Below are 26027 nucleotides of genomic sequence, written 5' to 3'. Positions count from 1 at the left end.
TAAGTTTAAAATGATTAATTATCTAGAGACATTTGTACTTTCAAATATTTTATCTGCTGATTTGGCTACAAAACCTTGATATAACTTACCACTCTGATCAGGATAACGTTTTGCAAATTCATAGTAGCAACAAGGAATCTCTTTCTTGCCTTCTATGAATTTAACTTCAGAATTGCCCGAAACAGTACTTGATTGTTCTAAATAATCTGCGGGTGTTCCTTTGATTTCTCCTCCTGAAATATTTAATACAAAGCCATTTAATTTTAGAAAATCATTAACCTCAGAAACTTCTCTAAATTTTTTCAAATCGTTGATAAAAACAGTAAAATGATTTGCTCTAAAACCAAAAGCATAAAACCAAGCTGCATATTCAGACTCTTCAAGAAGCTTTTGGTAAGTTTTGTAACTTATAAAACTCCAACTAGCTCCAGATGTCAACAAAGCTTCAGGATTTTTTAGTAAACTATTAGGTATAGCTTCTACACAAGCTTCCATTGTTTTTTGTAAAAATGGGCTAAATTCCTTAACCAAAAGCTGACTAATAAAAACTTTAGGTTGAGTATGATCACTGTGCTCAAGATGTATGGCTTTTAGCTTTTTGACCTCAAAGTCATAATGTCCACATATCTTATAACCAATATCTATAAAAGGCTTTGATAATACATTTATATCTATTTTTGGATTATCTAAAGTCCTTAAAGCTATATGGTCATTAACAGGTTTTTCACCCTCCTCTACAAATGCGTCATAAACCTGCTTGACATGTGGATTAGTCTCAATATACTGATCCCAAAGTTTATCTAAAATCTTAAAACTCATAAACTAATCCTCCAGATTAAATTTGATTCCTTGTGCTAACGGTAAATCCTTACCATAATTAATAGTGCTAGTTTGACGTCGCATATATGCTTTCCACGCATCTGAACCAGCTTCACGACCACTACCAGTATGCTTTTCACCACCAAACGCGCCACCAATTTCAGCACCTGATGTACCAATATTCACATTCGCAATACCACAATCACTACCTAAACTAGATAAAAATTTCTCTGCATTTTGGATATTATCAGTAAATATAGAGCTTGATAAACCATATCTAACACTATTATTGAGTTTGATTGCTTCATCAATATCTTTGAATGGCATTATGTATAAAATAGGACAGAAATTTTCTTCTGCTACTATTGGTATATTAGTGTTTGCTTCAATTATGGTTGGCTCAACAAAGAAACCAGCTTTTGCGATTTTTTTACCACCAGTTAAAATTCTACCACCTTCTATTGTAGCTTGATCTACAGTTTTTAAGAAATTATCAACTGATGCTTGATCTATAAGAGGTCCCATAAGATTTTTTTGATCTAGTGGATCACCAACTGTAACTTGTTTGTAGGCATTGACCATTTTATCTTTGACCAAATCATAGATCGATTCATGTACAAATAGTCTTCTTAGAGAAGTACATCTCTGCCCTGCTGTACCAACTGCTCCAAAAACAGCTGCTGGTATTGCTAATTTTAGGTTAGCTGATTCATCAATAATTGTAGCATTATTACCGCCTAACTCTAGAATTGACTTACCAAATCTTTTAGCTACTTGCTGCCCTACATCTTGACCAACCTTTGTAGAACCTGTGAATGATACTAAGTTTACTCTTTCATCATTAACTAATGCCTTTGAAACTTCAATCTCTTTAGAAATTATTGTATAAAAAATTTCAGGATAACCATGCTCGTGAATTACTTTTTGACATATATTGTGTACAGCAATTGAACATAACGGTGTCTTTTCTGAAGGTTTCCACACCACAGTATTACCACAAATAACAGCTATAAAAGCATTCCAAGACCACACAGCTACAGGGAAATTAAATGCAGAAATAACTCCAACTACTCCTAATGGATGCCATTGCTCATACATTCTATGATCGTGACGCTCAGAATTCATCATCACACCGTATAACATACGTGATTGTCCTACAGCAAAATCTGCCATATCAATCATCTCTTGAACTTCACCATCACCCTCTTGCTTCGATTTACCCATCTCAAGAGACACTAAACTTCCTAGATGATCTTTATTTTTACGGAGTTCTTCGCCAATCAGTCTAACCAACTCACCTCTTTTAGGTGCTGGAATTTGACGCCATTGTTTAGCAGCCTCCGCAGCTTTTGTAATAGCATATTGCATATCATCTAGACTTTGATTTTTGACTTTAGCCAAAAGTTCACCAGTTGCTGGACTTAAAGTTTCTATAACATTTTTGTTATCATCAGTTATATATGCTTCTAAACCTAAATTTAATTCTTGTAAAATACTCATTACTACCCCCAAATTAATCTGCTTGTATCAAAAGTCCTGAATTTCTATAGTACTTACCGAATCTATTATCATAAAACTCTTGTAAACATATAGACTCTTGGTTTATAAATCCTATAGGATTATCTTTAGAGTTCAGCAATAAGTCTATACTCACACACAAGCTTGTAGCAGTAGTTAATTGCAATGCTGAGAAATATTTACCAAACAAACGTTTTGAAGGATATTTTTGTGCAAAATGACGCTCTGCTTTTAGACCTTTTCGGATACCATCAACTGATACATATATAAGAACTACATCTTGATTAATTCTTGGAATCGCTCTTTCCATGATCTTAACCATAGTGTCCAAATCTTCACCTAGCTTCATATCTTGCATCAAGAATTTCATCTTATCACAATGCCCTGGATGACGGATACTTTTGTAGTTTATGTTTTTAACCTTACCTGCATAAGTCTCGATCATCGAGCCAATACCACCAGAGGTATTAAAAGCCTCATAAGTAAGCCCATCTATTTTTATCTCTTCAACATCAGCTAATGGAGCTAGAGTTCTTTTTTCACCATCAACAACTCCTTCACAAGGCTTAGCATATTCATTTATAAGACCTTCTGTAGACCAAGTCAAACCGTACTGAAGTGTATTTGAAACATTTAAAGGTAAAGCCCCTACTCTCATACGTACGGTATCAATTGAGTCGAACTCTTGCATAAGATTATTAGATACAATACTAATAAATCCTGGGGCTAAGCCACACTGTGGTGCAAAGAAACTATTTTCTGCTTTATCTGCTATATTTTTAATGTAGTTAGTAGCTTCTACATCCTCTGTTAAATCAAAGTAATTAAGTCCTAAATCACCTGCTATCTTAGCTATATCTTTATTAAGAAAAAACGGTAAACATGAAACTATAGTTTTTATATCATTCTGCTGCACATAGTTTTTTAAGTCTGAAGAATTAGTGGCATCTAGTTCCACGTATATCAAATTATCTACATTTTTTTCTAAAATTGGTTTGTCATGTGGAATATATCTATCGATTAAATGAACAATATAATCACCACTTTCAACTAGTAAGCAACTAACTAAAGACCCGACTCTGCCGGCACCAAGTACTACGATATTTTTCATAAATACCTCAAATTTATTCCTCTTGTACTTTAATTTATATCACTTGGGCTGCTATGAGTAAATATAATTCGTGTTAGATTTATTAGTTATTTTGAAGATACTTAATAAATAAATGTTAAAAAATAGAAATAATTAATTAATTTAAAACTATGAGAATACTAACTTTATATTTTAAAAAATGAAATAGTATACTTTTTTAAACTTCCCAATATCTACAATCCATAATAAAGTAGTTTTACCTTGCTTTACATCTATCTTTTGACGAATATTATTAATTTGAATTGTATAATTACCACTATCGATCTGTTGTTCAAATAAATCAACGCTATTAGGTAATAACAACCACGATCTCATATCTGCTCTTTTTGGATCGGTGTTTGACAAATCAAATTTTAAATGGCTGCCTAAAATACCTCCTAAAGGGAAATTTTTATCATAATCATATTTGAATGCTTCGATCACAACATTCTGAGTAACAACCTTTGAATAACTTTCAATAAGTGATTTCATGGCATACAAAGTCGTATCAAGTAAAGTTTCTGTATAGGTATCCGCTAATATATTATCACCTGATGATATTATTACTCTCTTAGGATCAAAAAAACTATACTTAGTTTTATATACAGGAAACTCCATTTTTCTAATTCCTATATCTCCTAGATCAAGATTAGCTTTGGCAGACTTACGTATATTGACAAGACCTTGTTCATAAAAAACTACAACCCTTCCCATACCCATAGAAAAAGGCGATATTTCTCCAATTATTGCAGATCGATATTCATTAGCAGTTTGATCAAGATATCTATTACCAACTGTATACTTCTGAGCATTTTCAAGATCATTTAATGATTCTTGATAATTTTTTGAAATAGCTGAGTCTAATAAACTTTTTAGATAGTAGGTCATTGGATTACCATAAGCATTTGGAATCACTGCTGAAAATTCAAGCATCGACTTTAATGATTTGAAGCTATCAAGCCCTAAATTATCATTAGTAATATCATTTCTATCAAGATCTTCTTTACCAAGCTCTTTCATGCCTCCTGCGATTAACTCTTGTTCATTACGCCATATTTTAGCAGTACCTAAGCTATCTAATGATTTAAGTGCTTGATCGACATTATTTGTTTTTAAATAATTAAGCGCTTGATATGTATACAAAAAGCTTATTGCATAATCAGGAATGTTATATGCTGTTCTAATATCATAATAATTATATGTATTTTTATCTAATAAAATTTTCTTTGCTTGCTCTAGTGATTCTTCTTCATTCTTTGGTATAGATTGAATTGCTTTATCATAGAATTTTATTGACTCTGGGTAATTATCATTAAGCTGAAGCAATCTTCCTGATTCAAGATAATTAAGATTTTTTAACTGCTTTATGTTAGCAATATTATTATTTTTATTTATAGCCTCAGATATATTATTTTCCACAAGATTCTTTCTTACTGGAGCAAATATCCAAGGATAGTTATAAGAAGTAAATTTTATTTTTGTCACTTCTTTATCAGTAGTGGTACATGCGTTTAAAAAAACTATAGATATAACTAGTATTAGAAGTCTACTTATTTTATTTCTCTTCATTTTTGATAACACCAATGCCAAGGTTCATAAATATATCCATATTCGTTATCACGAGGAAAACTCATTTTAAATCCAAATCTATAAGCATTTTTGCTTAACCATTTAAAAGCCAATGTACTCTCAAACAACTCTGTTAAGACCTCTTCTTCACCATCAGTAGTTAAATCAATAGCTCTTCCTGTATGATGCTCACTTTCTCCTGGCAAAGCATTCACTTTCATAATTTGTTCTAGAGTTTGGCCATTAGCTAGTTTTCTATCTATTATTTTCTGTTGATATTCATAGCTTCTAAAGCCCGATACTATATATAAAAAAATACCTTCTTTTGTTGCTGCCTTATGTAATTCTAACCACGCTAGATGTGTAGATTTTTCTAGAAATATATCTCGATCAAAGAAGTCTTTACCCACATGAGATAAACTTTCTTTGTTAGCCTCAGGAAATATTATTTTTTTTACCATTTAGCAGACTCTTCTAATTTCAATATATCACAAAGATATTTATCATGCGCTGAGATATTTATAATATTTTCTGAGGCTGAACGCAAATTTAACTTATCAAAGTCAATATCTATACTATTCTTACTAGCATTTTTTGTGGTTTGTAAAACAAGATTAGTCTGTCCACCAGTCATAGCAAGATAGACATCAGCTAACAACTCACTGTCTAATAAAGCTCCGTGAAAAGTACGATGGTCATTCCTAATGTGATACCTCTTACAAAGAGCATCAAGATTATTTTTTTGAAGAGGATGTTTTTTTCTAGCAAGTTCTAAACTATCAATAATTTTTGCAACATGCTGCTCTAAAGTACCGTATTTATTATTTTCTAGAAGCCCAAGTTCCCAATTTATAAATGGCACATCAAATGCTGCATTATGAATGATCACTTCAGCACCTTTTAAAAAATCGATCATTTTTTCAACATTTTCTTCAAAAAGTGGTTTATCTGCTAAAAATTCATTACTAAGTCCATGAACAGCTAATGCACCAGCTTCTACTTCATAATTAGGATTACAATAGAAATGCAGATTATTACCTGTAATTTTTCTATCGATAACCTCAACTGCTCCAAATTCTATGATCCTATTACCAATCTTATAATCAAAACCAGTTGTCTCTGTATCTATAAAAACTTGCCTAGACATCAAAAAACCTCATTAACTTTACTAACGTTTAATTATAACAGTGCAGGTCTATAAGTATATAGTGTAGTTTAGAGAAAGGTAATTCTGTCGTTCTCTAAAATTACTACTGCGTGAATAAATATTTGTATAATCCAAACCTAACCAGGAACCATAAAAAGCGTTATATCTCAAACCAGCTCCATACTGATAAGCAAAGTTTGATTTGTTTTGCAAAACCTGTGAGTAGTCAATATAAGGAATAAGTCTTTTGCCATAAACTGTTGCTGTATAGCTTGACTGTAAAGACCAGGAACCTACATTTTCTCCTGTACCTAAGAAATTATCATATATCAGTGCAGCACTAGGTCTTACTGAGCCAAAAAATGGAACTCCTGCAATATTATTTGGGCTAACAGAAGAAGAATTATTGATACCTCCAACTCCTCTATCTGTTAAAAGAGCCTCTGCTTCAAAGTTGATATCTGAAATAGCTAAACCATAGTTAACATCAAATGCTCCAACATTTCCACCATTTTTAGTTTGAAAACCTGATACATTTGAATATGCTGCTCCAAAAAATTGATAGTCTCCAACAGTATCCATATCATAAACATATTTACTATTTAAAGAAAATCCTACACCACTTTTACTCTGTGCATTAGTAACACCAAAATAACTATTAGAATTTGCATTTAGAAGTACCGCATTTAAATGCAGATCTTCAGTATGGTAAGAAAAATTTATATTACCTCCAGACTGCATAAAATATGTTCTAGTCAATGTTGAAACATAGTTTGATACAATATCAAAGTTACCATACATTACAGTTGAGTTTGCTACATAACCGAAAAATGGGCTTTCAGATAAATTTCCTACAATTAAATATATCGTATTAGGATCAATATTAAAGCCATCACTATGATCTTGGTATAATGTAAAACCAACTAAAGATGTAAACCATTTAGAAATTGTTGAAGCAGCATAAAAGTCCACCGCATAAGAAAAAAGTTTATTTTCTCCTCCAGGCGGTACCTTATTTAATCTTTGCCAGTCTATTAGAGCTATTTTAGTTCCAAAATAGATATAGTCATCATCTAAGATACCTTGTTGTCTAGCTTGGAGCATAAATAAAGGATCTCCAGTATCTGACTGTACGTTAAGCATGGCGTGAGTTAATGTCTCACTGACCCTAAAGCCATTAAACCATGAGGTTTTTATAGCATTAATATTCAATGCTTGATTGACTTTAGTATCAAAGGTCTTCTTAGCTAATGCACGTTTTTCACCATCTGTAAGAGCCTCACCTTCTTTAACTGCTAAATCCTGAATCGCTTGCTTTTCAATTTTTTCTTGTTGTTCAACACTCAAAGGAGCTTTATTGAATATATAATCTTGATTAGGAAAAACTCTCCTATAAGCATTGGATTCAAGTCTACGAATATTATCAGGATCATAGCTACTTTCTCCAGAGTCTGAAATATCAGGGTCTAAATCCGAATCTGTACTTTGCGTAGCACTAACCGCCATACTAAATGTAAATATTGTTAAAACACTTGCTAAAGCCATTAATTTTCTAAGCATGAAACTATAATTCTTTGTTACCTAAGTCCTTGTCATTTTGTTCTATTATGTCAACAATCTGTTGCTGACTTAGTGCTTCACCTTCTTTTATTTCAATATTATCCACAGTATCAGCTACTTTTTTGCTCACAGGAATTTTTTTACCATTTTCTTCTATATAATATGCGTAGCAAAAACTACAAATAAATCCAAAAATAATAAGAAAAAATATCCTTGTAGATTTCATTTTATACTTTTTTTACAAATTGAGACTTTAATTTCATAGCTCCAAAGCCATCAACTTTACAATCGATATCATGATCTCCTTCTACTAAACGAATATTTTTAACTTTAGTACCTACTTTAATAACTTGTGACGACCCTTTTAATTTGAGATCTTTAATTACAGTAACTGTATCACCATCAGCAAGAAGATTACCATTTGAATCTTTGACAACCAATTGTTCCTCAGCTGTTTCATTTGCTTGCCATTCATAACCACATTCTGGACATATTAACATTTCATCAACTTGATAAACATATTCAGATTGACATTTAGGACATAAAGGATAATCAGACATAAAATTCCTATAACTTTTTTAGTGTGCATTAATATAACATTATAGACTTCGAATTACTATTCATTATATTTATTTATCTTATTATATTATTAACAATCTGTTTTAGATAAATATTCTTAAGTACATAGTCATAATGTTATCTTGCTCGGAAAAGTTTTTTGCCTGTCCTTTAACGTATGTATAACTAAAACCTAACCACCCATCAGCAAAAACATTATATCTAAATCCTGTAGAAACTGATGCTGCATAATTATCAGATGCTTGTTGAATTTGAGAATAACTAACAAAAGGAACTAGATCTTTGTTCATAACATTTGCTGTATAATCAAGCTGTGATGACCAACCAAAAACATTACCACCACTTGTTAAAAATTGATTTGAAGTTAAATCTGGAAATATTGACGATGCAAAAGATTCTCTTAGATTAAAACCTCCCGATACATCCGTCATTGACGTTACACCCTTATCTGTAAATACAAACTCATTAACAAATTCAAGTTTACTAATATTCATTCCTAAATTAAAATTTACTACACCAATATTGTCATTATGATCATTTGTAAAACCCGAAACATTTGAGTAGGCAGCACCAACATACCAGTAATCTCCTACGCTTTGTAAATCTTGAGTGTATTTCATATTAACAGCAAAACTTAATTTAGAATTACCTTCATACGCATTAGCTACTTTCAAAAAACCATCCTTAGATGTAGCTAAAAATACAAAATTAGTCTGCAAGCCATCTTTGTTATATGAAAGATTAACATTACCACCTGACTGCATAAAATATAAACGTGTTAATGTTGGTATAATGTTAGTAGTTTCATCAAAATTACCAAAATTTACAGTTGATAATGCAGCATATGTATAAACAGGTAATTTATTGAGATTACCTAATATAAAGTACACGCCACCTGGAGTTGCAGACCACTTACCGTTAATCGTGTAGGTACTTAAAGAGGCATATATAGAAGTCCACTCACCCAATGTACTCGCCACATAATATTCTAGTGCATAATTATTAATTGAATTTGCTGATACACCATTTTGAGAATTTCTACCCCAAGTGGGTGTAAAGGAAGCCATACCCCCTACATATAAATAATCATCATCTAACAAACCATTCTGACGCGATAAAATAACAAACTCTGGATCACCGGTTTCTTGCTGTGTATTAAGCATTGCTTGAGAAAATATTACATTATTTTTTATTCCTTGATAGAATGGTGGTTTAACCTTATCTGCGTGAGATAATTTTAAAAGTGATTCTCCCACATCAAAAGTTGATCCTGGTGTGATAGATTCTCCTTCGTACTGCTCAACAGTATCCAAAGCTGAATCATCTTGAGAAACATTTCCTTTTGATTCATCAGTATCAACTAATTTTTGTTGTGTATTGATGTCTGTAACATCACTTGTAGCATAGACATTATAAGTCAGCATAAGCAAACTTATTAGTATTAGAAAAATATTTTTCATCTATGCGCAATAAACTTGATTAAATTTAAATAGAAAATAATAGAATAATCGATAAATTATAAATCTACAACATGACCTGATAAGTACTCAGCTACACCTTCAGGAGATGCTTTCATACCCTCATCACCTTTGTTCCAACCAGCAGGACAAACTTCACCATACTCTTCATGGAACTGTAATGCTTCTACCATTCTTATTACTTCATCCATGTTTCTGCCTAGTGGAAGATCGTTAACAACCTGATGACGAACAACTCCAGATTTATCAATCAAGAAAGTACCTCTGAATGCCATACCGCCTTCTGATTGTACATCATAAGCTTTAACTATTTCTTGATTAATATCTGCAACCATAGTGTACTGAACTTGACCTATACCACCTTCATTAATTGGAGTATTTCTCCACGCATTGTGTGTAAAATGAGAATCTATAGATACAGAAACTACTTCAACTCCAAGTTCTTTTAATTTAGCTGTTCTTTTATCTAAAGCGATAAGCTCAGATGGACAAACAAATGTGAAGTCTAATGGATAGAATACAACAACCGCATACTTGCCTTGAATAGCTTTAGCGAAGTCATAGCTATCAACAATCTCACCAGTTCCCAATACAGCTGGTGCATTGAATATAGGGGCTTTTTTACCTACTAATACCATAATTTTATCCTCCATTTATACAAAGTTTTATGGTCAATTTCTAAATTTAACGCTTCTAATTTTGCTTACTAATTATACTTATGTCAACTCTATTTATCGTATATAATATTGATAATAATACTTATTAACAAAATTTAATATGCTTTTACCTGTTCATAATGATACTAAACTCCTAATTTTTGACTGTGATGGAACAATTGCAAATAATATGAATATTCATATAGATGCTTGGCTTAGTGTTTTAAAAAATACCAAGCCTGAAGTAGAATCTATTGATTTCGATAAATATAATGGACTACCAAGTGAATATATACTCAAAGAAGTCTTTAAATTCAGTGATGTTGAAACTCCAATAATTGCTGAAAAAATTAAAGAAGCTTCTTACGAACTGCTAAGCCAAACAAAACCTATACAACCTATAGTTGATTTAGTTATCCATTATCACAATAAAATGCCCATGATTGTTATATCTGGTGGTAAAAAAGTCAATGTACTTAGATCGCTAGATGTTCTAGGACTTACTGATTATTTTGATAAGATAATTACAGCGGATGACTCACATCCAAATAAAAGCTCGCCTGAAGCGTTCACATTATTAGCTAATAAATACAATGTCAAACCTCGTGAATGTCACGTGTTTGAAGATGGCGTACCAGGTCTTATTAGCGCATTGCAGGCTGGAATGACTATTACTGATGTTAGAAATATTAACTTAAGATAAGAAAGAGCAAATTTAAACTATGAAAAAAAGTATACTTTTGAGCATGATGTTGTTCTCCTCTTTAGGATATACACAGGTTGTAGATACAGCAACATGGACAACTCAGGATATTGAAAAGAATTTTAAAACAAAATACTTTTGTAATAAAAACTTATCAAAAGAGGATTGTGATAAAAATTTTAAAAACATGAAAGAATATGGTATAGATGTTAATTCTCTTGGTAACCAAGACGTAAAAGATATCCAGCTTGACAAAATATCATATACAACATCTAATTCTTTTCCAGCTACTGGAGAGATAACGTCTCATGTATCTGGACTTGTAATGCTTCCTGATACTAATAATCCAAAAGGAGTAGTTTTATACTATCACCCTACAGTATTTGATAATGCTGGCGTCCCTTCTAATTTAGATAAAAAAAATGAAACGAGCTTATATCTTAATACAATTTATGCTGCTATATATGCTGCTAATGGATATATTGTTGTTGCTCCTGATTATATTGGTCAAGGATATGACTATAAAAACTACCACCCTTATGTTTTATACCCCAAACAGACTATTAATACAGCAGTTGATTTATTGAATAATGTTAGCTCTAATATTCGTAAGAAATATAGTCTAAAAGATAATTCTACGCTAAATCTTTTTTCTGTTGGTTATTCTGAAGGTGGCGCATACTCTATATGGACAGCCAAATGTTTAGGTTTGCGTGGTGACTGTGAAGGTGTAAATAAATTAGATACTCTATATAGATATAGATCTGCAGCTGGCTTAAGTGGAGCCTACGATGTCAGTAAGACCACTTTAAATTTCATGACTGATAACAATGATTCTAGTAAATATTTCCTGCATAGCAAGCTTATCACATCAATGCTAAAACCTGGATTAATGGCAAATACTTTTATGAGCTACCTAAATTATAGTAACGTTTCAAAAACCATTAGCATAAATGATTTTGATAAAGGCTTTTTTGAAATGCAATGCTCAACATTCTCTCAAGAAAAGTGTGATATTGAAGGCAAACATTATAACTTTGACACATTATTCTTACAAAAGCATTTACCAAACAATCAATTTGCTGCTGCTATATTTAATAGCGCATTATATAAAAAGTTCCCTAACCAAGAATCCGCTTCTCACTATGCCATACCTACTGGTAATAACTCAATGTATGATTTATTTAATGAAAAAATATTTACCAATAAAGAACTCATTGAAACCATGAAAGCTGCGGACATTGTTGATTTTGGCAAAAAAACCAGAACTCCTTTATATCTATTTGCACTCAAAGAGGACTCAGTAGTAACTCGACTTAATTATGACAAATTCATGCAAAATGCTAATGCCATTGTTGATGGTTTTGTATTAGATAACAACAAAATTCTAACGAATACTACAGATTGGCTACCAGTTCAACTTGATATCAATGAAGTAGATCACGTTACTGGTGAGACTTATGCAAATCTATTTGCATATAAATATATTGATGATATGAATAGGGTTTATATCTAAATTAGCTTCATATGGTAATTTAAACTTCCTATAGATATAATCAATATATCATTTTTACAATATTGATATCAATGTATAAAAAACTCTTATCTTGTTTAATAATCATAATTATCAGTTACCAATTACTTTCTGCAAATGTAATAGCTACTGGTATATGGCAAGCTAAAGACATCAAGGATAATTATAAAAATAAATATTTCTGTAATCTAACTATTTCTGAAAGTGCATGTAATAATAATATTACAAATATAACTAAACTATCTGGAATAAATATTGATAATTTTGCAGATAAAAATATCAATGAAGTTACATTAGACAAAATTTCATATTACACAACAAATACTTTCCCAGCCACAGGTGAAATTACATCAAAAGTCTCTGGACTTTTAATGATGCCAAATACAAATAAGCCCAAAGGTATAATTTTATATTATCATCCAACTGTTTTTAATAATTCAGGCATTCCATCAAACTTTAAAAGTAAAAATATAACTACACAAATGTTCGATAACTTATATGCTGCCATATATGCTTTAAATGGCTATATAGTTGTTGCACCTGATTATATTGGCCAAGGCATAGACTATTCTAATTATCATCCCTATGTTTTTTATCCGAAACAAACTGTTAATTCTGCTATTGATTTACTTAATAGCTCTGCAAATATTATTAGAGAAAAATATAATTTATCATCTACTACAAAAATAAACTTTTTTTCTGCTGGTTACTCTGAAGGCGGTGCATACTCAATATGGACAGCAAAATGTTTTGAAAATGAAAAAAACTGTCCGAATGTAAGTAAATTAGATACTCTATATAACTACATAGCAGCAGCTGGTTTAGCAGGAGCTTACGACATATCAAATATTACTCTTAATTTTTTAATCGATAATAATAATGTAAAAGAATATAAACTACATAACAAATCATTAACTACTATGCTCAAGCCTGCTTTAGTTACTAATGCAATGATAGGATATCTATTCTATAGTAATATTGGAAAAACTATTAGCATAAATGATTTTGATAAAAATTTCTTCAACATGGATTGTACATTTCAATTTTTATGTAATATAAATGGTAAACAATATAATTTACAAGATATCTTTAAATTAAAGAGGTTTTCAGAATTTTCTTTTGTTTTAGCCATATTTTATAACTCTATCTATCGTAAATATCCTCAAAAGTCAGCATCTCATTACTATTTTCCTAGTGGAAATAATTCAATGTATGATTTATTTAATAAAGAAACTTTCAAAGATCACGAACTTATACAAACCATGAAAGATGCAGATATAATAGATTATGGTAAAACTACAACTACACCACTATTTCTATTCAGTCTTAAAGAGGATTCTGTTGTTACAGTTCTCAATTATGATAAATTCATGAAAGATGCTAATGATAATGTCACAGGTTTCACTCTAGATAATAAACAAATAATAGCTACTAGTATTTTAAGCTGGATTCCATTTACAAACTTCAATATATCTGATGTTGATCATATATCTGGTGAAATTTATGCTAATATTTTCGCATACAAATATATTGATGATATGAATAAGGTATACTTATAAGATTATGATTGATGCAATTACTCAAAGAACTAGTATTTTAGTAAATGAAATTGGAATTACAAAACTTGAGAATGCTAATATTTTTGTTGCAGGTTGTGGTGGCGTTGGTTCTTATGTGATTGAAGCTCTTGCTAGAGCGGGGATTGGTAATCTTACTATAGTTGATATGGACAGGGTTGATTCATCAAACATTAACCGCCAACTTATTGCTTTACATAGCACTATTGGTAAGCCTAAGGTAGAAGTTATGAAGCAACGCATCAATGATATCAATCCTCTATGTAAGGTTAATGCTTTAGAAACTTTTATAAATCCAGAAAATACCCTTGAGCTACTTAGCAATGAGAAATACGACTATGTAATTGATGCTATAGATACTCTTAATGCTAAAGTTAATCTCGTAAAAATAGCTCATCAAGATCTTGGTATAAAAACAATATCAAGTATGGGGGCTGGAGGCAAAACTGATCCCACACAAATAAAAGTAGCAGATATATATAAAACTGATGTATGTGCCCTAGCACGAACGATGCGAACAAGATTAAAAAAACAGCTTGTTTCAAAGGGGATCAAAGCTGTATTCTCAACACAGAAAGGCATCAGCCCTCTTCCACCAAGTGATCCAGAGCCAAATCAACAAGGTAGATCTAGAGCAACAAATGGAACCCTCAGCTATATGCCTTCACTATTTGGTCTTACAATAGCAGGTATTGTCATCAACGATATTATTGGTGATGATTTTAATAAATAATATTCAAAACCTAGAAATATGCTTCTATATCATTTACCCTAATAGATATAATACAATCAATAAATCATTTAAAAGAATGCCAAAAAAGATCAGACTTAGATATGTACTACTTGTTATAGTAATTGTAGTTGTCGCAGTTTTTTTCTTAAATAGATCATCTGATATACAAGTTGACGCTAATATGGGAGCTTGTGAGATACTAGATCAAAATCATAGCTGGAAATCATCTCTTAAAAAAGCTCAAGACAAATATAACCTTCCTCCTGCTTTTGCAATGGGGCTAATCTATCAAGAATCTCGCTTTGATGCTGAGGCAAAAAGTAACTACTCAACCGCTTACGGTTATGCCCAGGCAATAAATAGCACATGGAAACATTTTCAAGATGAGGTTAAGTCAAATGCCAAAAGAAATAATTTTGATGATAGCGTACAGTTTATAGGTTGGTATATGTCCCAACTTGCAAAATCTTTAAAACTTAATATTAGTGATAGCGAAAATCTATACATGGCATATATGCTTGGAGCAACAGGATTTAAACGCTATAAAGCTGGCACATTTAAAAATAAAGCTAAGATTGAAGAAGATAAAAATATAGCAAATAAAGTTAAAGCATATACCACTCTTTATAAATCTCAGCTTAAAGACTGCAAAATCTAAAATCTATATGCCAGTGTAGTCATTACCTTTGACTGAAGTTTCATTATAGCTTTTATAGGTTTAGACAACTTTTTACCTCCTGCTTTCTCTGCTTCTATCGCATGATCTGATTCATCAAGATACATCTGTTTAAGTATTTCTCGTGAGCGATTATCATTCACCGGCAAATTTTTCAAATGTGAATCCAAGTGTTTCATAACCTGCTTTTCTGTCTCTACAACGAAACCATAACTTAAACTATCACTGATAGAGCCCGCCGTAGCCCCTATTCCAAATGATGCCCAATACCAAAAAGGATTAAATAAACTTGGCTTAGCTCCTAGTTCTTCTAATCGCTCCGCACACCATGCTAGATGATCATATTCTTCATCGGCAGCATGATATAAATGCTCTTTAGTTTGCGCTGATTTTGCTACAGATGCCTGCCCTCTATAGAGTCCTTGAGCACAAATCTCTCCTGTATAATCAACTCGCATTAATCCAGCAGCATGTTTTTTATCATCATCTGATAGTTGACCATCTACCGTATCACCACTTGGTGACTTTCTATTAGGATTAAGAGGCTGTTTTGTAAATCTTGCATAACTATCAATTTCCTCAACAACTCTGTCTAAAAAAGATAATTTTCTCATAACTAATCTTCCTAGTTAAATAAAACCAAATAGCGCATTAACAGCGACAAATGAAAAAAGCAAATTAAGTATCAAAAATACCCAACCCACAGAGTATCCTTCTTTAATAGAAAACATAGCATAGATAGCCAACACTATACCACAAACTACCATGGGCTCATTTCTACCTAATAGTATACCAAAACACAAAGCCACAAGCCCTACAAAAGCACAAACTCTAGCTATATTTATTTTATATTTGCTAAAATAAAAGATTGAAAACACAACTGCTAGGATCATAAATACTAACAAATTATATGTTTGAGGAAAATTAAAAAAGACCATTGTAGCGCTAACAAATGCAATACCTTGCAAACCACTAAAAAATGGTTCCTTTTGAATAACAGCTGATAAAAACAAGAAAAAAGTCGCAAAAAAAACTATAAGATTTTTTTGAGTAACATCTGTTTCAACTAAACCAAACATGAATATAATTAAGCCTATAATTCCCACCAATAAGCCGGAGTTATTCATAACTTTTTTTAACATACAAAAAATCAAATAAGTTTAATTGAAAACTATTATAATTATAAACTATAATCGTTACAAAAGTTTTCATTGAATAACAGCTAAACTATTAGTTATAATTATGAAATATCTTTTTTGATTCATTTTTTAGCATAATTAAGGAGATTTTAATGGCTAGAAAGAAAATAGCGCTTATTGGTGCTGGTAATATTGGTGGAACACTTGCTCATTTATCACTAATCAAGCAGCTAGGTGATGTGGTTCTTTTTGATATAGCTCCAGGCATGCCTCAAGGTAAAGCTCTAGACTTATTACAAACTTGCCCTATTGAAGGAGTTGATTTCAAAGTTAGAGGTACAAATGATTATAAAGATCTAGAACACTCTGATGTAGTAATAGTAACAGCTGGTGTACCAAGAAAACCTGGTATGTCTCGTGATGACTTACTTGGTATTAATATCAAAGTAATGCAAGCTGTAGGTGAAGGTATCAAACACAACTGCCCAGATGCATTTGTAATATGTATCACAAATCCTCTTGATATCATGGTAAATATGCTACAAAAGTTCTCAGGTGTTCCTGATAATAAAATCGTTGGGATGGCTGGTGTACTAGATTCAGCTAGATTTAGAACTTTCTTAGCAGATGAGCTAAATGTTTCTGTACAACAAGTTCAAGCTTATGTAATGGGTGGACATGGAGATACTATGGTACCTCTTACAAAAATGTCTAATGTTGCTGGCGTATCTCTAGAGCAACTAGTCAAAGAAGGCAAAATCAGCCAAGAAAGACTAGACTCTATAGTAGCTAGAACTAGAAATGGTGGTGGTGAGATTGTTGCTCTACTAAAAACTGGTTCTGCTTACTATGCTCCAGCTGCTGCAGGTATTCAAATGGCAGAAAGTTATCTAAGAGATAAAAAAATGATTCTTCCATGTGCTGCAAAAATAAAAGCTGGTATGTATGGTGTTGATGAAGATCTATTTGTAGGTGTACCTACTGAAATTTCTGCAAATGGTGTAAGACCTATACAAGTTGAAATTTCTGATAAAGAAAAAGAGCAATTACAAGTATCAATCAATGCTGTAAAAGAATTAAACAAAGCCGCTGCTGAGATTTTAGCAAATTAATTTTCTGACAAGTTTAGACAGCAAGTATTGTACTGTCTACATTTCATAACTGATTCAACAAAGTCAAGTATAATATTTGACTTTTTAGTATTCTAAAATTAGAAAAAATTGATAAAATTTCACTATCTAAAATATCAATTATACTAGTTTAGTATAGATTATGCTCAACTTAGTAGTTTTTGAAAATACTTTAAAATTAAATAGGGTTTTTATTTATTATGTCTAATGAAAAATACCTTGGCATAGATATAGATATATCTAAGGATCGTGAGCTTTCAGAACAAGCACAACAATTACTTACTAATTATTATTGTCTTGAGAATGAACCCTCTCCACAATATGCGTTTGCAAGAGCTTCTGTTGCATATTCTTTTGGTGATATTAATCTTGCACAACGTATATATGATGCTGCATCTAAAGGTTGGTTTATGTTTGCATCTCCTGTGCTTTCAAACGCACCTCTTCCGGGTGCAAAAGTTAAATCATTGCCAATTAGTTGTTTTTTGTCTTACGTGCCTGATTCATTAGAAGGTCTTATTGAGCACTCATCTGAACTAAGGTGGCTATCTGTAAAAGGTGGTGGTGTTGGTGGTCACTGGTCTAATGTAAGAGCAGTTTCCGATAAAGCTCCTGGTCCAATACCTTTTATGCATACTGTTGATGCAGATATGGTTGCTTATAGACAAGGCAAGACTCGTAAAGGCTCTTATGCTGCTTATATGGATATATCTCATCCTGATATAGTTGAATTCGTGGGCATACGTGTCCCTACTGGTGATGTAAATAGAAAATGCTTAAATCTGCACCATGCTGTCAACTTAACTGATGACTTCATGCAAGCAGTCGCTAATGATGAAGATTGGAAACTTATAGATCCAGATGATAAAACGGTCAGAGATATTATAAAAGCTCGTAAATTATGGGAAACTATACTTGAAACGCGTTATCGTACAGGTGAACCATATCTAAACTTTATTGACACAGCAAATAGAGCTTTACCAAAGTCTCAAAAAGAACTAGGTTTGACAATCAAAGGTTCTAATTTATGTAACGAGATTCACTTAGTAACTGATGAAAAACGTACAGCAGTTTGCTGTCTTTCTTCAGTAAACTTAGAGAAATACGATGAGTGGAAAGACACATCTCTTATCAAAGATTTAATTAGATTTTTAGACAATGTTCTACAATTCTTTATAGATCATGCAGGTGATGAGATCGCTAAAGCTAGATATAGTGCTTCTCGTGAAAGAAGTCTTGGCTTAGGTGCGATGGGTTTTCATTCTTATTTACAAAAACACAATGTACCTTTCGAATCTCAAAGAGCAAAAGAAATTAATGAAGAGATATTTAAGCGCATAAAAGAACAAGCTGTAGAAGAAACTCTAATACTTGGTCGTGAAAAAGGAGAAGCTCCTGATATGGCTAGTACAGGTCGTAGAAATGCCCATTTATTAGCAATAGCTCCTAATGCTAATAGCTCCTTAATATTAAATACTTCTCCAAGTATAGAGCCTTGGAAAGCAAATGCTTTTACATCTAGAACTAGAGTGGGTTCGCATTTAACTAAAAATAAATATTTAGAAAGAGAATTAGAAAAAATTGGCAAAAATACTGAAGAGGTATGGTCAGATATTATTACTAACGGTGGCTCAGTCCAACAGCTAGGTTTTTTAAGTGATGAAATTAAGTCTGTATTTAAAACAGCTATTGAAATGGATCAAGATTGGGTAGTATACTTAGGTGGTCAAAGACAAAAATATCTGTGTCAAGGGCAGTCTTTAAATATATTTTTTCCAGCTGGTGCTTCACGTGGTTATATTCACAAAGTACACTTTAATGCTTGGAAGTATGGTTGTAAAGGACTATATTACTTGAGAACTGAAACTTCTAATAGAGCTGAAAACATCTCTAAAAAAGTTGAAAAGAATAGGCTTGTAGAATTCTCTGAATTAAAGCAATCTGAGAATGAATGTATAGCTTGCGAGGGATAAAAGATGAAAGTAAAAATATATACAAGAAATGGTTGCCCATTTTGTGTTTGGGCTAAACAATGGTTTGATGAAAATGAAATAATATTTGAAGAAACCATAATAGATGATCACTCTCAACGTCTTAGATTCTATGAAGAAATGAATCAAAGTGGTAAGGTTGCATTTCCAATTTCAACTGTACCACAAATATTTATTGATGATGAACATGTTGGTGGCTTTACAGATCTTAAAGCTAATGCAAAAGAAATTTTAGCTAAAAAATAGGTAAATAATAGTGAAAGTAAAAATATATACAAAAACAAACTGTCCTTTTTGCAACCTTGCAAAAAGTTGGTTTGGTGCAAATGATATTCCTTTTACACAAATTACTCTTGATGATGATCAAGAAAGATTAAATTTCTATACTGAAGTAAATAAGAATATTCTTCTTGTTGAAGAGCATATTAAATCTGTGCCTCAGATATTTGTTGGTGATGTCCATATTGGTGGCTATGACAACCTTATGGCTAGAGCTGGCGAGGTTATTGCTCGTGTTAAAGGTTCATCATTAACAACCTTTTCAAAAACGTATAAACCTTTTAGCTATCCTTGGGCTGTTGATCTAACTGTCAAACATGAAAAAGCTCATTGGATAGAAGATGAGATTGATTTGTCAGAAGATGTTACTGATTGGAAAAATGGCAAAATCACTAAAGTTGAAAAAGAGTATATTACTAATATTCTAAGGCTATTTACTCAATCTGATGTAGCCGTTGGTCAAAACTATTATGATCAATTCATCCCAGCTTTTAAAAATAATGAAGTTAGAAATATGCTAGGTTCATTTGCAGCTCGTGAAGGTATTCATCAAAGAGCATACGCCCTTCTAAATGATACTCTTGGTCTTCCTGACTCTGAATATCACGCTTTCTTAGAATATAAAGCAATGACAGATAAAATCGAGTTTATGATGGATGCTAATCCTAGTACTCGTCGTGGTTTAGGACTTTGTCTTGCTAAGACTGTCTTTAATGAAGGCGTGGCTCTATTTGCATCATTTGCAATGTTACTTAACTTCCAACGCTTTGGTAAAATGAAAGGAATGGGTAAAGTCGTTGAATGGTCAATCCGTGATGAATCAATGCATGTCGAAGGTAACGCTGCATTATTTAGAATGTACTGTCAAGAAAATCCCTATATAGTTGATAATCAATTTAAAAAAGAAATATACCTAATGGCTAGCGAAGCCGTTGAGCTTGAAGATAAATTTATTGATTTAGCTTATGAGATTGGTACTATCGAAGGTCTAAAAGCTGATGAAGTAAAAGAATATATCCGACATATTACAGATAGACGTTTAAATCAGCTTGGTTTAAATGAAATATATAATATTGATAAAAATCCGCTTACTTGGTTAGAGTGGATCTTAAATGGTGCTGATCATACAAACTTCTTTGAAAACCGTGTGACTGAATATGAGGTTGCAGGTCTAACTGGTAACTGGGATGAGGCTTACCAAAACTAGTTGCTATTTCTGTTAATTCTTTTTCATAATTAAATTTCTTTTATATCCCTTACAAAAATTTTAAATATCTATTTTGTATCAAGTTATGCTTTAATATTTGTAAGTAGTATAGATACATATTAAAAATGGATTTTCAGAATTTAGAAAATATTATTAACCATGATATTTCACATGGCTTCCCAGGGGTAGCTGTGAGTGTGGTTTTTCATAATAAACCTATTTATAAAAATAATTTTGGTTATGCATATAGATATAATCAAGAAGGAAATCTTGTCAGTAATCCACAAGCTTTAAAAGATAACATGCTTTTTGATATTGCCTCTCTGACAAAGATCTTTGCAACTACTTATGCAATTATGTATTTATATGAGCGACAAAAAATTAAACTAGATGATAAGATAATAAAATATATTCCAGAGTTTAAATTTGAAAATACCTCTTATATTCCAACTATTCAAGATTTATTAAATCATGCTACAGGTGTAGCTCCATTTTTTGATTTCTACAATAACTACATTGCAGATTCTCTATATAGCCAAGATAGAGAGACTACTATCAAGTTTTTAAAAACAAAAATGTCAGTCGTTGAACCAGCACAAAAATATTGTATTTACTCAGATATAGGTATGAAAATATTAGGATGTTTAATTGAGACTATAGCAAATCAAAGAATGGATAATTTCTTAGAAGAGAATATCTATTCGAAAGTAGAAGCTCAAAACACCTGTTTTAATCCTTTGGAAAAAGGCTATTTGCCAAATCAAATAGTAGCAACTCAAATTGACGGTCATACTAATTGTGGTACAACTAGTTTTAACAATATAAAAACTGATACTCTTCGAGGCTTAGTCCATGATGAGAAAGCACTCTATTCAATGGGCGGTATTGCTGGTCATGCAGGATTATTTTCTACTATTGATGACATTACCAAATTAACAAGCTTATTATATCAAGAAAATACTTTTTTTACTCAAAGTACTATAAAAGAATTTAGTCAACCATCTAACATTAACCCTTCTTTTGGATTAGGTTTTTGGACAGCAAAAGGACGCAAAAACAGACCTTTTTTTGGTGAAAAATGTAGTGATCAAACTATAGGACATACTGGATTCACAGGACAATGTTTCATTTCTGATTTTCAAAATAAGATTACCATTATAATTATGGCGAACAGTGTGCATAGTCCGATTATCTATCCTAGAATTTTTGAAGGTAAAACTTATAGAACAGGCATGTATGGACAATTAATAGACTCAATATATACGGAGTTAGGATTATGAATTTAAATTTTAGATACAGTTTTAAGTTTATTCTTCCTGTATATATCATCTCCGCTATCATTGGTGGCTATGCCTTAGCAATTGTTGGAGGCATTGGTAAAGATATTCAATATAGCTTCAACTTAGATAATCACCAGTTATCTATTTTATTAGGCTTAGTATTCCTAGGGGGTATTTTAGCAAAAATTGTTTGGCTAGCTACAGATCGAATTGGTCGAAGAGCAATGATAATTTCTTTTGCAATAATGTATATCATAGGGACTTATCTTTTTGTAATATCTAATAGCTATAATACTCTAATAATAGCTAGATTTATTCAAGGAGCTGCTATTCTACTTTGTACTTATGCATTTCCTATATATATTACAGAAATATCTCCAGCTAATAGAAGAGGTATGTATGTAACTTTATTTCAACTATTCTGGACAGCTGGAATGTGTTTATCAGGAGTTATAATATTTTTCTTTTATAATGCTCTTAGCTGGTATCAATATTTATACATTACAATATTTCTTGTAATAGTTTTGCTCGGATTGATTTGCATATTACCCCCTAGCCCTACTTGGCTTGTATTAAGAAAGAGATATGATGATGCATATATAGTCATAAGTAAAACTCAACCCACTTTGACAAAGCAGGAAATACAAAAGCATATCGAAGAAGTTAGAGTTAGCCTCAGAGAACACCAGCCTAATACTTTTTTACAAAAAATTTTAATTGGCAAAGATATTTGGCCTGTTTTATTAGTAACAACAATCTTAATCTTAAATCAGTTAACTGGTATTAATTTTATTATTTTTTCTTCAGAGCTAATTCTTTCACCATTAACAAATAACATTTATATAACTCATATAGCAAACTCTCTAATTTTAATTGTTAACTTTGGGGTCACCATATTAACCATCTTTTATATAGATAAGTGGGGAAGAAAAAAAGTTATCTTTACAGGACTAACAATTGCATTAATAAGCATGATACTGCTAGTAATATTATATAGCCTACCTACTTTTGATTATAATTACATACTAGTGATTTTATTCTTGATAACATGTATTGCCGGATTAGCATTTGGTCCTTCTGGAGTCATCGTAACCCTTATAAATGAACTATTACCTAACAGAGTAAGAATTATTGGTATTTTCATAGCAGGCGTAGTTTCAATGTTATTTGCATTCTTCTTTATCGGATATTTCTTACAAATAGGCGAGAGATACGGCTTTAATATTATGTTTGGAATTATTTTTATAAGTTCATTTGTATATTTATTGATTGTTAAAAAACTTATTCCAGAAACTGCAGGAAAGACATTAGAAGAAATAGAAAATGAGTTTCAGTAAAATCTTAACTAGTATTTAAAACATAACTACTATTTACTCTTTTAAAACCTCCAGTTCTTCTAAAGCTTCAAACCACTCTAATTCAGTTTGTTCTATTTTCTCTTTTAACTGAGAATGCTCAAGTAAAGTTTGCTGAAGTTTTTGTTTATCATCATATAAATCCTGATTTTGGAGAGCATCTTGCATTTGTTGATCTTGCTGTTGTAATTTTTCTAACGCCCTTTCAAGTTTTTTGACTTTATCCTGAAGTGGCTTAAGTTGCTTTCTCTTATCAGCAGATAATTTTCTATCCTGTTTTTTAGAATCATTATTAGATTGTACTGCTATATTTGATGTATTATTCTCAGCTTTTTTAACTTCAAGAATGTACTTATAGTAATCCTTCATATCACCATCAAAAGGCTTAACCTGCCCTTCACCAACAAGCATATACTCATCAACTGTTGACTCTAATAAAAATCTATCATGCGAAACTAATATTATAGCTCCTTGGAAACTCTGTAATGCTACAGTTAAAGCCTCTCGAACTCCAATATCTAAGTGGTTTGTTGGTTCATCTAGTAATAAAAAGTTAGGCTCTTGATATACAATCATTGCTAGAGCTAATCTAGCCTTCTCACCACCAGAAAAGGTTCCTGCCTTTGCCAAAGCCTTATCGCCCACAAAGTTAAAACTGCCTAAAAAAGTTCTAAGCTTTTCTTGAGTTGCTTGTGAGTCTAAGCGTTGCATATGTAATAATGGCGAAGCTTCAGAATCAAGCATATCTAATGAATGTTGCGAGAAATACCCAACTCTAAGATTTGGATGTTTTTCTATCTTACCTAATAAAATCTCAATATCTCCAATAAGAGATTTAATAAGTGTTGATTTACCAGCCCCATTTAGACCCAATAGACCTATACGCATTTCATTATAGATATTTAATTTTACATTATTTAAGATCTTCTTATCACCATAACCAAGATCAGTATTTTGTAAACTGACCAAAGTACCTCCAAGATGCTCTTTAACTTGCTTAAATTCAAAGCCAAATTCAGAATCTGACTTAACAGCTTCTATTCGCTGTATTTTTTCTAACATTTTGACACGACTTTGTGCTTGTTTTGCTTTTGATGCTTTAGCTTTAAACCTATCAACAAAACTTTGTAAGTGAGCTATATGCTTTTGTTGTTTCTCAAACTGCTTTTGTTGTAGTACTTTTTGCTCATAAGACTGCTTTTCATAAGATGAATAGTTACCAGTATAAGTATCTATATTCTTATTATCGATATGAAATATTTGCTTGACAACATTATCTAGAAAGATTCTATCATGTGAAATAAGTAGTAAAGAACCTTTATATTCTTGTAGATACTCTTCTAACCATAGTACAGCATCTAAATCTAAATGGTTGGTTGGTTCATCAAGTAATAAAATATCTGACTCTTGCAGCAGTGCTTGAGCAAGATTTAAGCGTATCTGCCAACCACCTGATAGCTCTTTTACCTTTTGTTGGAGTTGACTAACGCTAAAACCCAAACCTGACAGCAGTTTACCAGCTTGAGATTCTATTGCATAGCCTCCTAAAGATTCATACTCTTCATGGTATTTTGAATAATCCACGAAATTCTCAGACTCTAAAGATTTTTGCATTTGGATCTTCAATTGTTTTAAAGACTCTATACCATTGACTACATAATCTATAACTTTTGCTTCGAAATCATCAACCTCTTGCTTGACAGTAACTATGCGAGTATTTTTAGCAATCTCAATGTCGCCCTTATCTGGTGTTAGATTACCTTGTATAAGGTTAAAAAGTGTCGTTTTGCCTGTACCATTTTTGCCCACAAGACCTATTTTTTGATTAGGAAAAATTGAGAAATTAATACCATCAAAAAGCTCTTTTATCTCTACTTGATAAGATACATTTTTAAAGAAAATCATTAGCTTTAATATAAATATTTTAATTATCTAAGATTATATACATTAAGTATTTATATAAAAGAG

At 31.7% G+C, this 26027-nt stretch carries 25 protein-coding genes; 11 read left to right on the top strand and 14 right to left on the bottom strand.

Annotated elements, in window-relative coordinates; all coding sequences use genetic code 11:
• Nucleotides 1-18: 18 nt before the first annotated feature.
• The 11 genes from ACKTR7_RS00385 to ACKTR7_RS00335 form a co-directional block, all read right to left on the bottom strand.
• The gene (locus tag ACKTR7_RS00385; protein WP_407876510.1) at nucleotides 19-819 is read right to left on the bottom strand and encodes a DUF1338 domain-containing protein; all 801 of its coding nucleotides are present in this window, start codon (nucleotides 817-819) and stop codon (nucleotides 19-21) included.
• A 3-nt stretch (nucleotides 820-822) separates the two neighbouring features.
• Complete coding sequence (gene amaB, locus ACKTR7_RS00380) at nucleotides 823-2319, bottom strand: L-piperidine-6-carboxylate dehydrogenase (RefSeq protein WP_407876509.1); 1497 nt, start codon at nucleotides 2317-2319, stop codon at nucleotides 823-825.
• A 13-nt stretch (nucleotides 2320-2332) separates the two neighbouring features.
• Entirely contained in the window at nucleotides 2333-3448 is a 1116-nt protein-coding gene (locus ACKTR7_RS00375; RefSeq protein WP_407876508.1) for a saccharopine dehydrogenase family protein, read from the bottom strand.
• Nucleotides 3449-3619: 171 nt separating this feature from the next.
• Nucleotides 3620-5035 carry a hypothetical protein gene (locus ACKTR7_RS00370; RefSeq protein WP_407876507.1) on the bottom strand — a complete coding sequence of 472 codons (1416 nt, stop codon included), beginning with the start codon at nucleotides 5033-5035 and terminating at the stop codon, nucleotides 3620-3622.
• Complete coding sequence (locus tag ACKTR7_RS00365) at nucleotides 5032-5496, bottom strand: M15 family metallopeptidase (RefSeq protein ID WP_407876506.1); 465 nt, start codon at nucleotides 5494-5496, stop codon at nucleotides 5032-5034. The genes ACKTR7_RS00370 and ACKTR7_RS00365 overlap by 4 nt, the downstream gene beginning before the upstream one ends.
• Complete coding sequence (dnaQ, locus tag ACKTR7_RS00360; protein ID WP_407876505.1) at nucleotides 5490-6182, bottom strand: DNA polymerase III subunit epsilon; 693 nt, start codon at nucleotides 6180-6182, stop codon at nucleotides 5490-5492. The genes ACKTR7_RS00365 and dnaQ overlap by 7 nt, the downstream gene beginning before the upstream one ends.
• Before the next feature lie 48 nt (nucleotides 6183-6230).
• Nucleotides 6231-7742, bottom strand: coding sequence for a hypothetical protein (locus ACKTR7_RS00355; protein ID WP_407876504.1), 1512 nt, complete (start codon nucleotides 7740-7742; stop codon nucleotides 6231-6233).
• 4 nt (nucleotides 7743-7746) lie between these two features.
• Nucleotides 7747-7968 (bottom strand): hypothetical protein, encoded by a 222-nt coding sequence (locus ACKTR7_RS00350; RefSeq protein WP_407876503.1) that lies wholly within the window; start codon nucleotides 7966-7968, stop codon nucleotides 7747-7749.
• A 1-nt stretch (nucleotide 7969) separates the two neighbouring features.
• Nucleotides 7970-8302 (bottom strand): zinc ribbon domain-containing protein YjdM, encoded by a 333-nt coding sequence (locus ACKTR7_RS00345; protein WP_407876502.1) that lies wholly within the window; start codon nucleotides 8300-8302, stop codon nucleotides 7970-7972.
• Between the two features lie 102 nt (nucleotides 8303-8404).
• Nucleotides 8405-9781 (bottom strand): hypothetical protein, encoded by a 1377-nt coding sequence (locus tag ACKTR7_RS00340; RefSeq protein ID WP_407876501.1) that lies wholly within the window; start codon nucleotides 9779-9781, stop codon nucleotides 8405-8407.
• A 56-nt stretch (nucleotides 9782-9837) separates the two neighbouring features.
• A complete protein-coding gene (locus ACKTR7_RS00335) occupies nucleotides 9838-10437 on the bottom strand; it encodes a peroxiredoxin C (RefSeq protein ID WP_456237542.1) in 600 nt (199 codons plus the stop codon).
• Between the two features lie 139 nt (nucleotides 10438-10576).
• Here ACKTR7_RS00335 and ACKTR7_RS00330 point away from each other — a divergent pair, with 139 nt between their 5' ends.
• The 5 genes from ACKTR7_RS00330 to ACKTR7_RS00310 all read left to right on the top strand — a co-directional run bounded on the left by ACKTR7_RS00330 (nucleotide 10577) and on the right by ACKTR7_RS00310 (nucleotide 15660).
• Nucleotides 10577-11158: an HAD family hydrolase gene (locus ACKTR7_RS00330; RefSeq protein ID WP_407876500.1), complete on the top strand. Its 582-nt coding sequence runs from the start codon at nucleotides 10577-10579 to the stop codon at nucleotides 11156-11158.
• 19 nt (nucleotides 11159-11177) lie between these two features.
• Nucleotides 11178-12674, top strand: a complete 1497-nt coding sequence (locus tag ACKTR7_RS00325; protein WP_407876499.1) for an alpha/beta hydrolase family protein — start codon at nucleotides 11178-11180, stop codon at nucleotides 12672-12674.
• A gap of 71 nt (nucleotides 12675-12745) precedes the next feature.
• A complete protein-coding gene (locus tag ACKTR7_RS00320; protein ID WP_407876498.1) occupies nucleotides 12746-14251 on the top strand; it encodes an alpha/beta hydrolase family protein in 1506 nt (501 codons plus the stop codon).
• A 4-nt stretch (nucleotides 14252-14255) separates the two neighbouring features.
• Nucleotides 14256-15002, top strand: a complete 747-nt coding sequence (locus ACKTR7_RS00315) for a tRNA threonylcarbamoyladenosine dehydratase (protein WP_407876497.1) — start codon at nucleotides 14256-14258, stop codon at nucleotides 15000-15002.
• Between the two features lie 76 nt (nucleotides 15003-15078).
• Complete coding sequence (locus ACKTR7_RS00310; RefSeq protein WP_407876496.1) at nucleotides 15079-15660, top strand: transglycosylase SLT domain-containing protein; 582 nt, start codon at nucleotides 15079-15081, stop codon at nucleotides 15658-15660.
• Here ACKTR7_RS00310 and coq7 read toward each other — a convergent pair.
• The gene (gene coq7 / locus ACKTR7_RS00305) at nucleotides 15657-16292 is read right to left on the bottom strand and encodes a 2-polyprenyl-3-methyl-6-methoxy-1,4-benzoquinone monooxygenase (protein ID WP_407876495.1); all 636 of its coding nucleotides are present in this window, start codon (nucleotides 16290-16292) and stop codon (nucleotides 15657-15659) included. The genes ACKTR7_RS00310 and coq7 overlap by 4 nt on opposite strands.
• Before the next feature lie 15 nt (nucleotides 16293-16307).
• Complete coding sequence (locus ACKTR7_RS00300) at nucleotides 16308-16820, bottom strand: MFS transporter (protein WP_407876494.1); 513 nt, start codon at nucleotides 16818-16820, stop codon at nucleotides 16308-16310.
• Between the two features lie 149 nt (nucleotides 16821-16969).
• On the opposite strand from ACKTR7_RS00300, the gene mdh reads away from it, so the two are divergent.
• The 6 genes from mdh (at nucleotide 16970) to ACKTR7_RS00270 (ending at nucleotide 24041) form a co-directional block, all read left to right on the top strand.
• Nucleotides 16970-17929 (top strand): malate dehydrogenase, encoded by a 960-nt coding sequence (mdh, locus tag ACKTR7_RS00295; RefSeq protein ID WP_222829782.1) that lies wholly within the window; start codon nucleotides 16970-16972, stop codon nucleotides 17927-17929.
• 218 nt (nucleotides 17930-18147) lie between these two features.
• A complete protein-coding gene (locus ACKTR7_RS00290; RefSeq protein ID WP_407876493.1) occupies nucleotides 18148-19920 on the top strand; it encodes a ribonucleoside-diphosphate reductase subunit alpha in 1773 nt (590 codons plus the stop codon).
• Between the two features lie 3 nt (nucleotides 19921-19923).
• Entirely contained in the window at nucleotides 19924-20184 is a 261-nt protein-coding gene (locus ACKTR7_RS00285) for a glutaredoxin (protein ID WP_407876492.1), read from the top strand.
• Nucleotides 20185-20191: 7 nt separating this feature from the next.
• A complete protein-coding gene (locus ACKTR7_RS00280) occupies nucleotides 20192-21424 on the top strand; it encodes a ribonucleotide-diphosphate reductase subunit beta (protein WP_407876887.1) in 1233 nt (410 codons plus the stop codon).
• A 125-nt stretch (nucleotides 21425-21549) separates the two neighbouring features.
• Complete coding sequence (locus ACKTR7_RS00275) at nucleotides 21550-22704, top strand: serine hydrolase (protein ID WP_407876491.1); 1155 nt, start codon at nucleotides 21550-21552, stop codon at nucleotides 22702-22704.
• Complete coding sequence (locus ACKTR7_RS00270) at nucleotides 22701-24041, top strand: MFS transporter (RefSeq protein WP_407876490.1); 1341 nt, start codon at nucleotides 22701-22703, stop codon at nucleotides 24039-24041. The genes ACKTR7_RS00275 and ACKTR7_RS00270 overlap by 4 nt, the downstream gene beginning before the upstream one ends.
• A gap of 33 nt (nucleotides 24042-24074) precedes the next feature.
• Here the strand turns inward: ACKTR7_RS00270 and ACKTR7_RS00265 are convergent, their stop codons facing one another.
• Entirely contained in the window at nucleotides 24075-25964 is a 1890-nt protein-coding gene (locus ACKTR7_RS00265; protein WP_407876489.1) for an ABC-F family ATP-binding cassette domain-containing protein, read from the bottom strand.
• Nucleotides 25965-26027 lie beyond the last annotated feature (63 nt).

The sequence above is a fragment of the Francisella sciaenopsi genome (genome assembly GCF_045862875.1).
Lineage (GTDB): Bacteria > Pseudomonadota > Gammaproteobacteria > Francisellales > Francisellaceae > Francisella > Francisella sciaenopsi.
The sequence above is the reverse complement of the archived record's forward strand: the minus strand, read 5'-3'. Positions and strand labels throughout refer to the sequence as shown.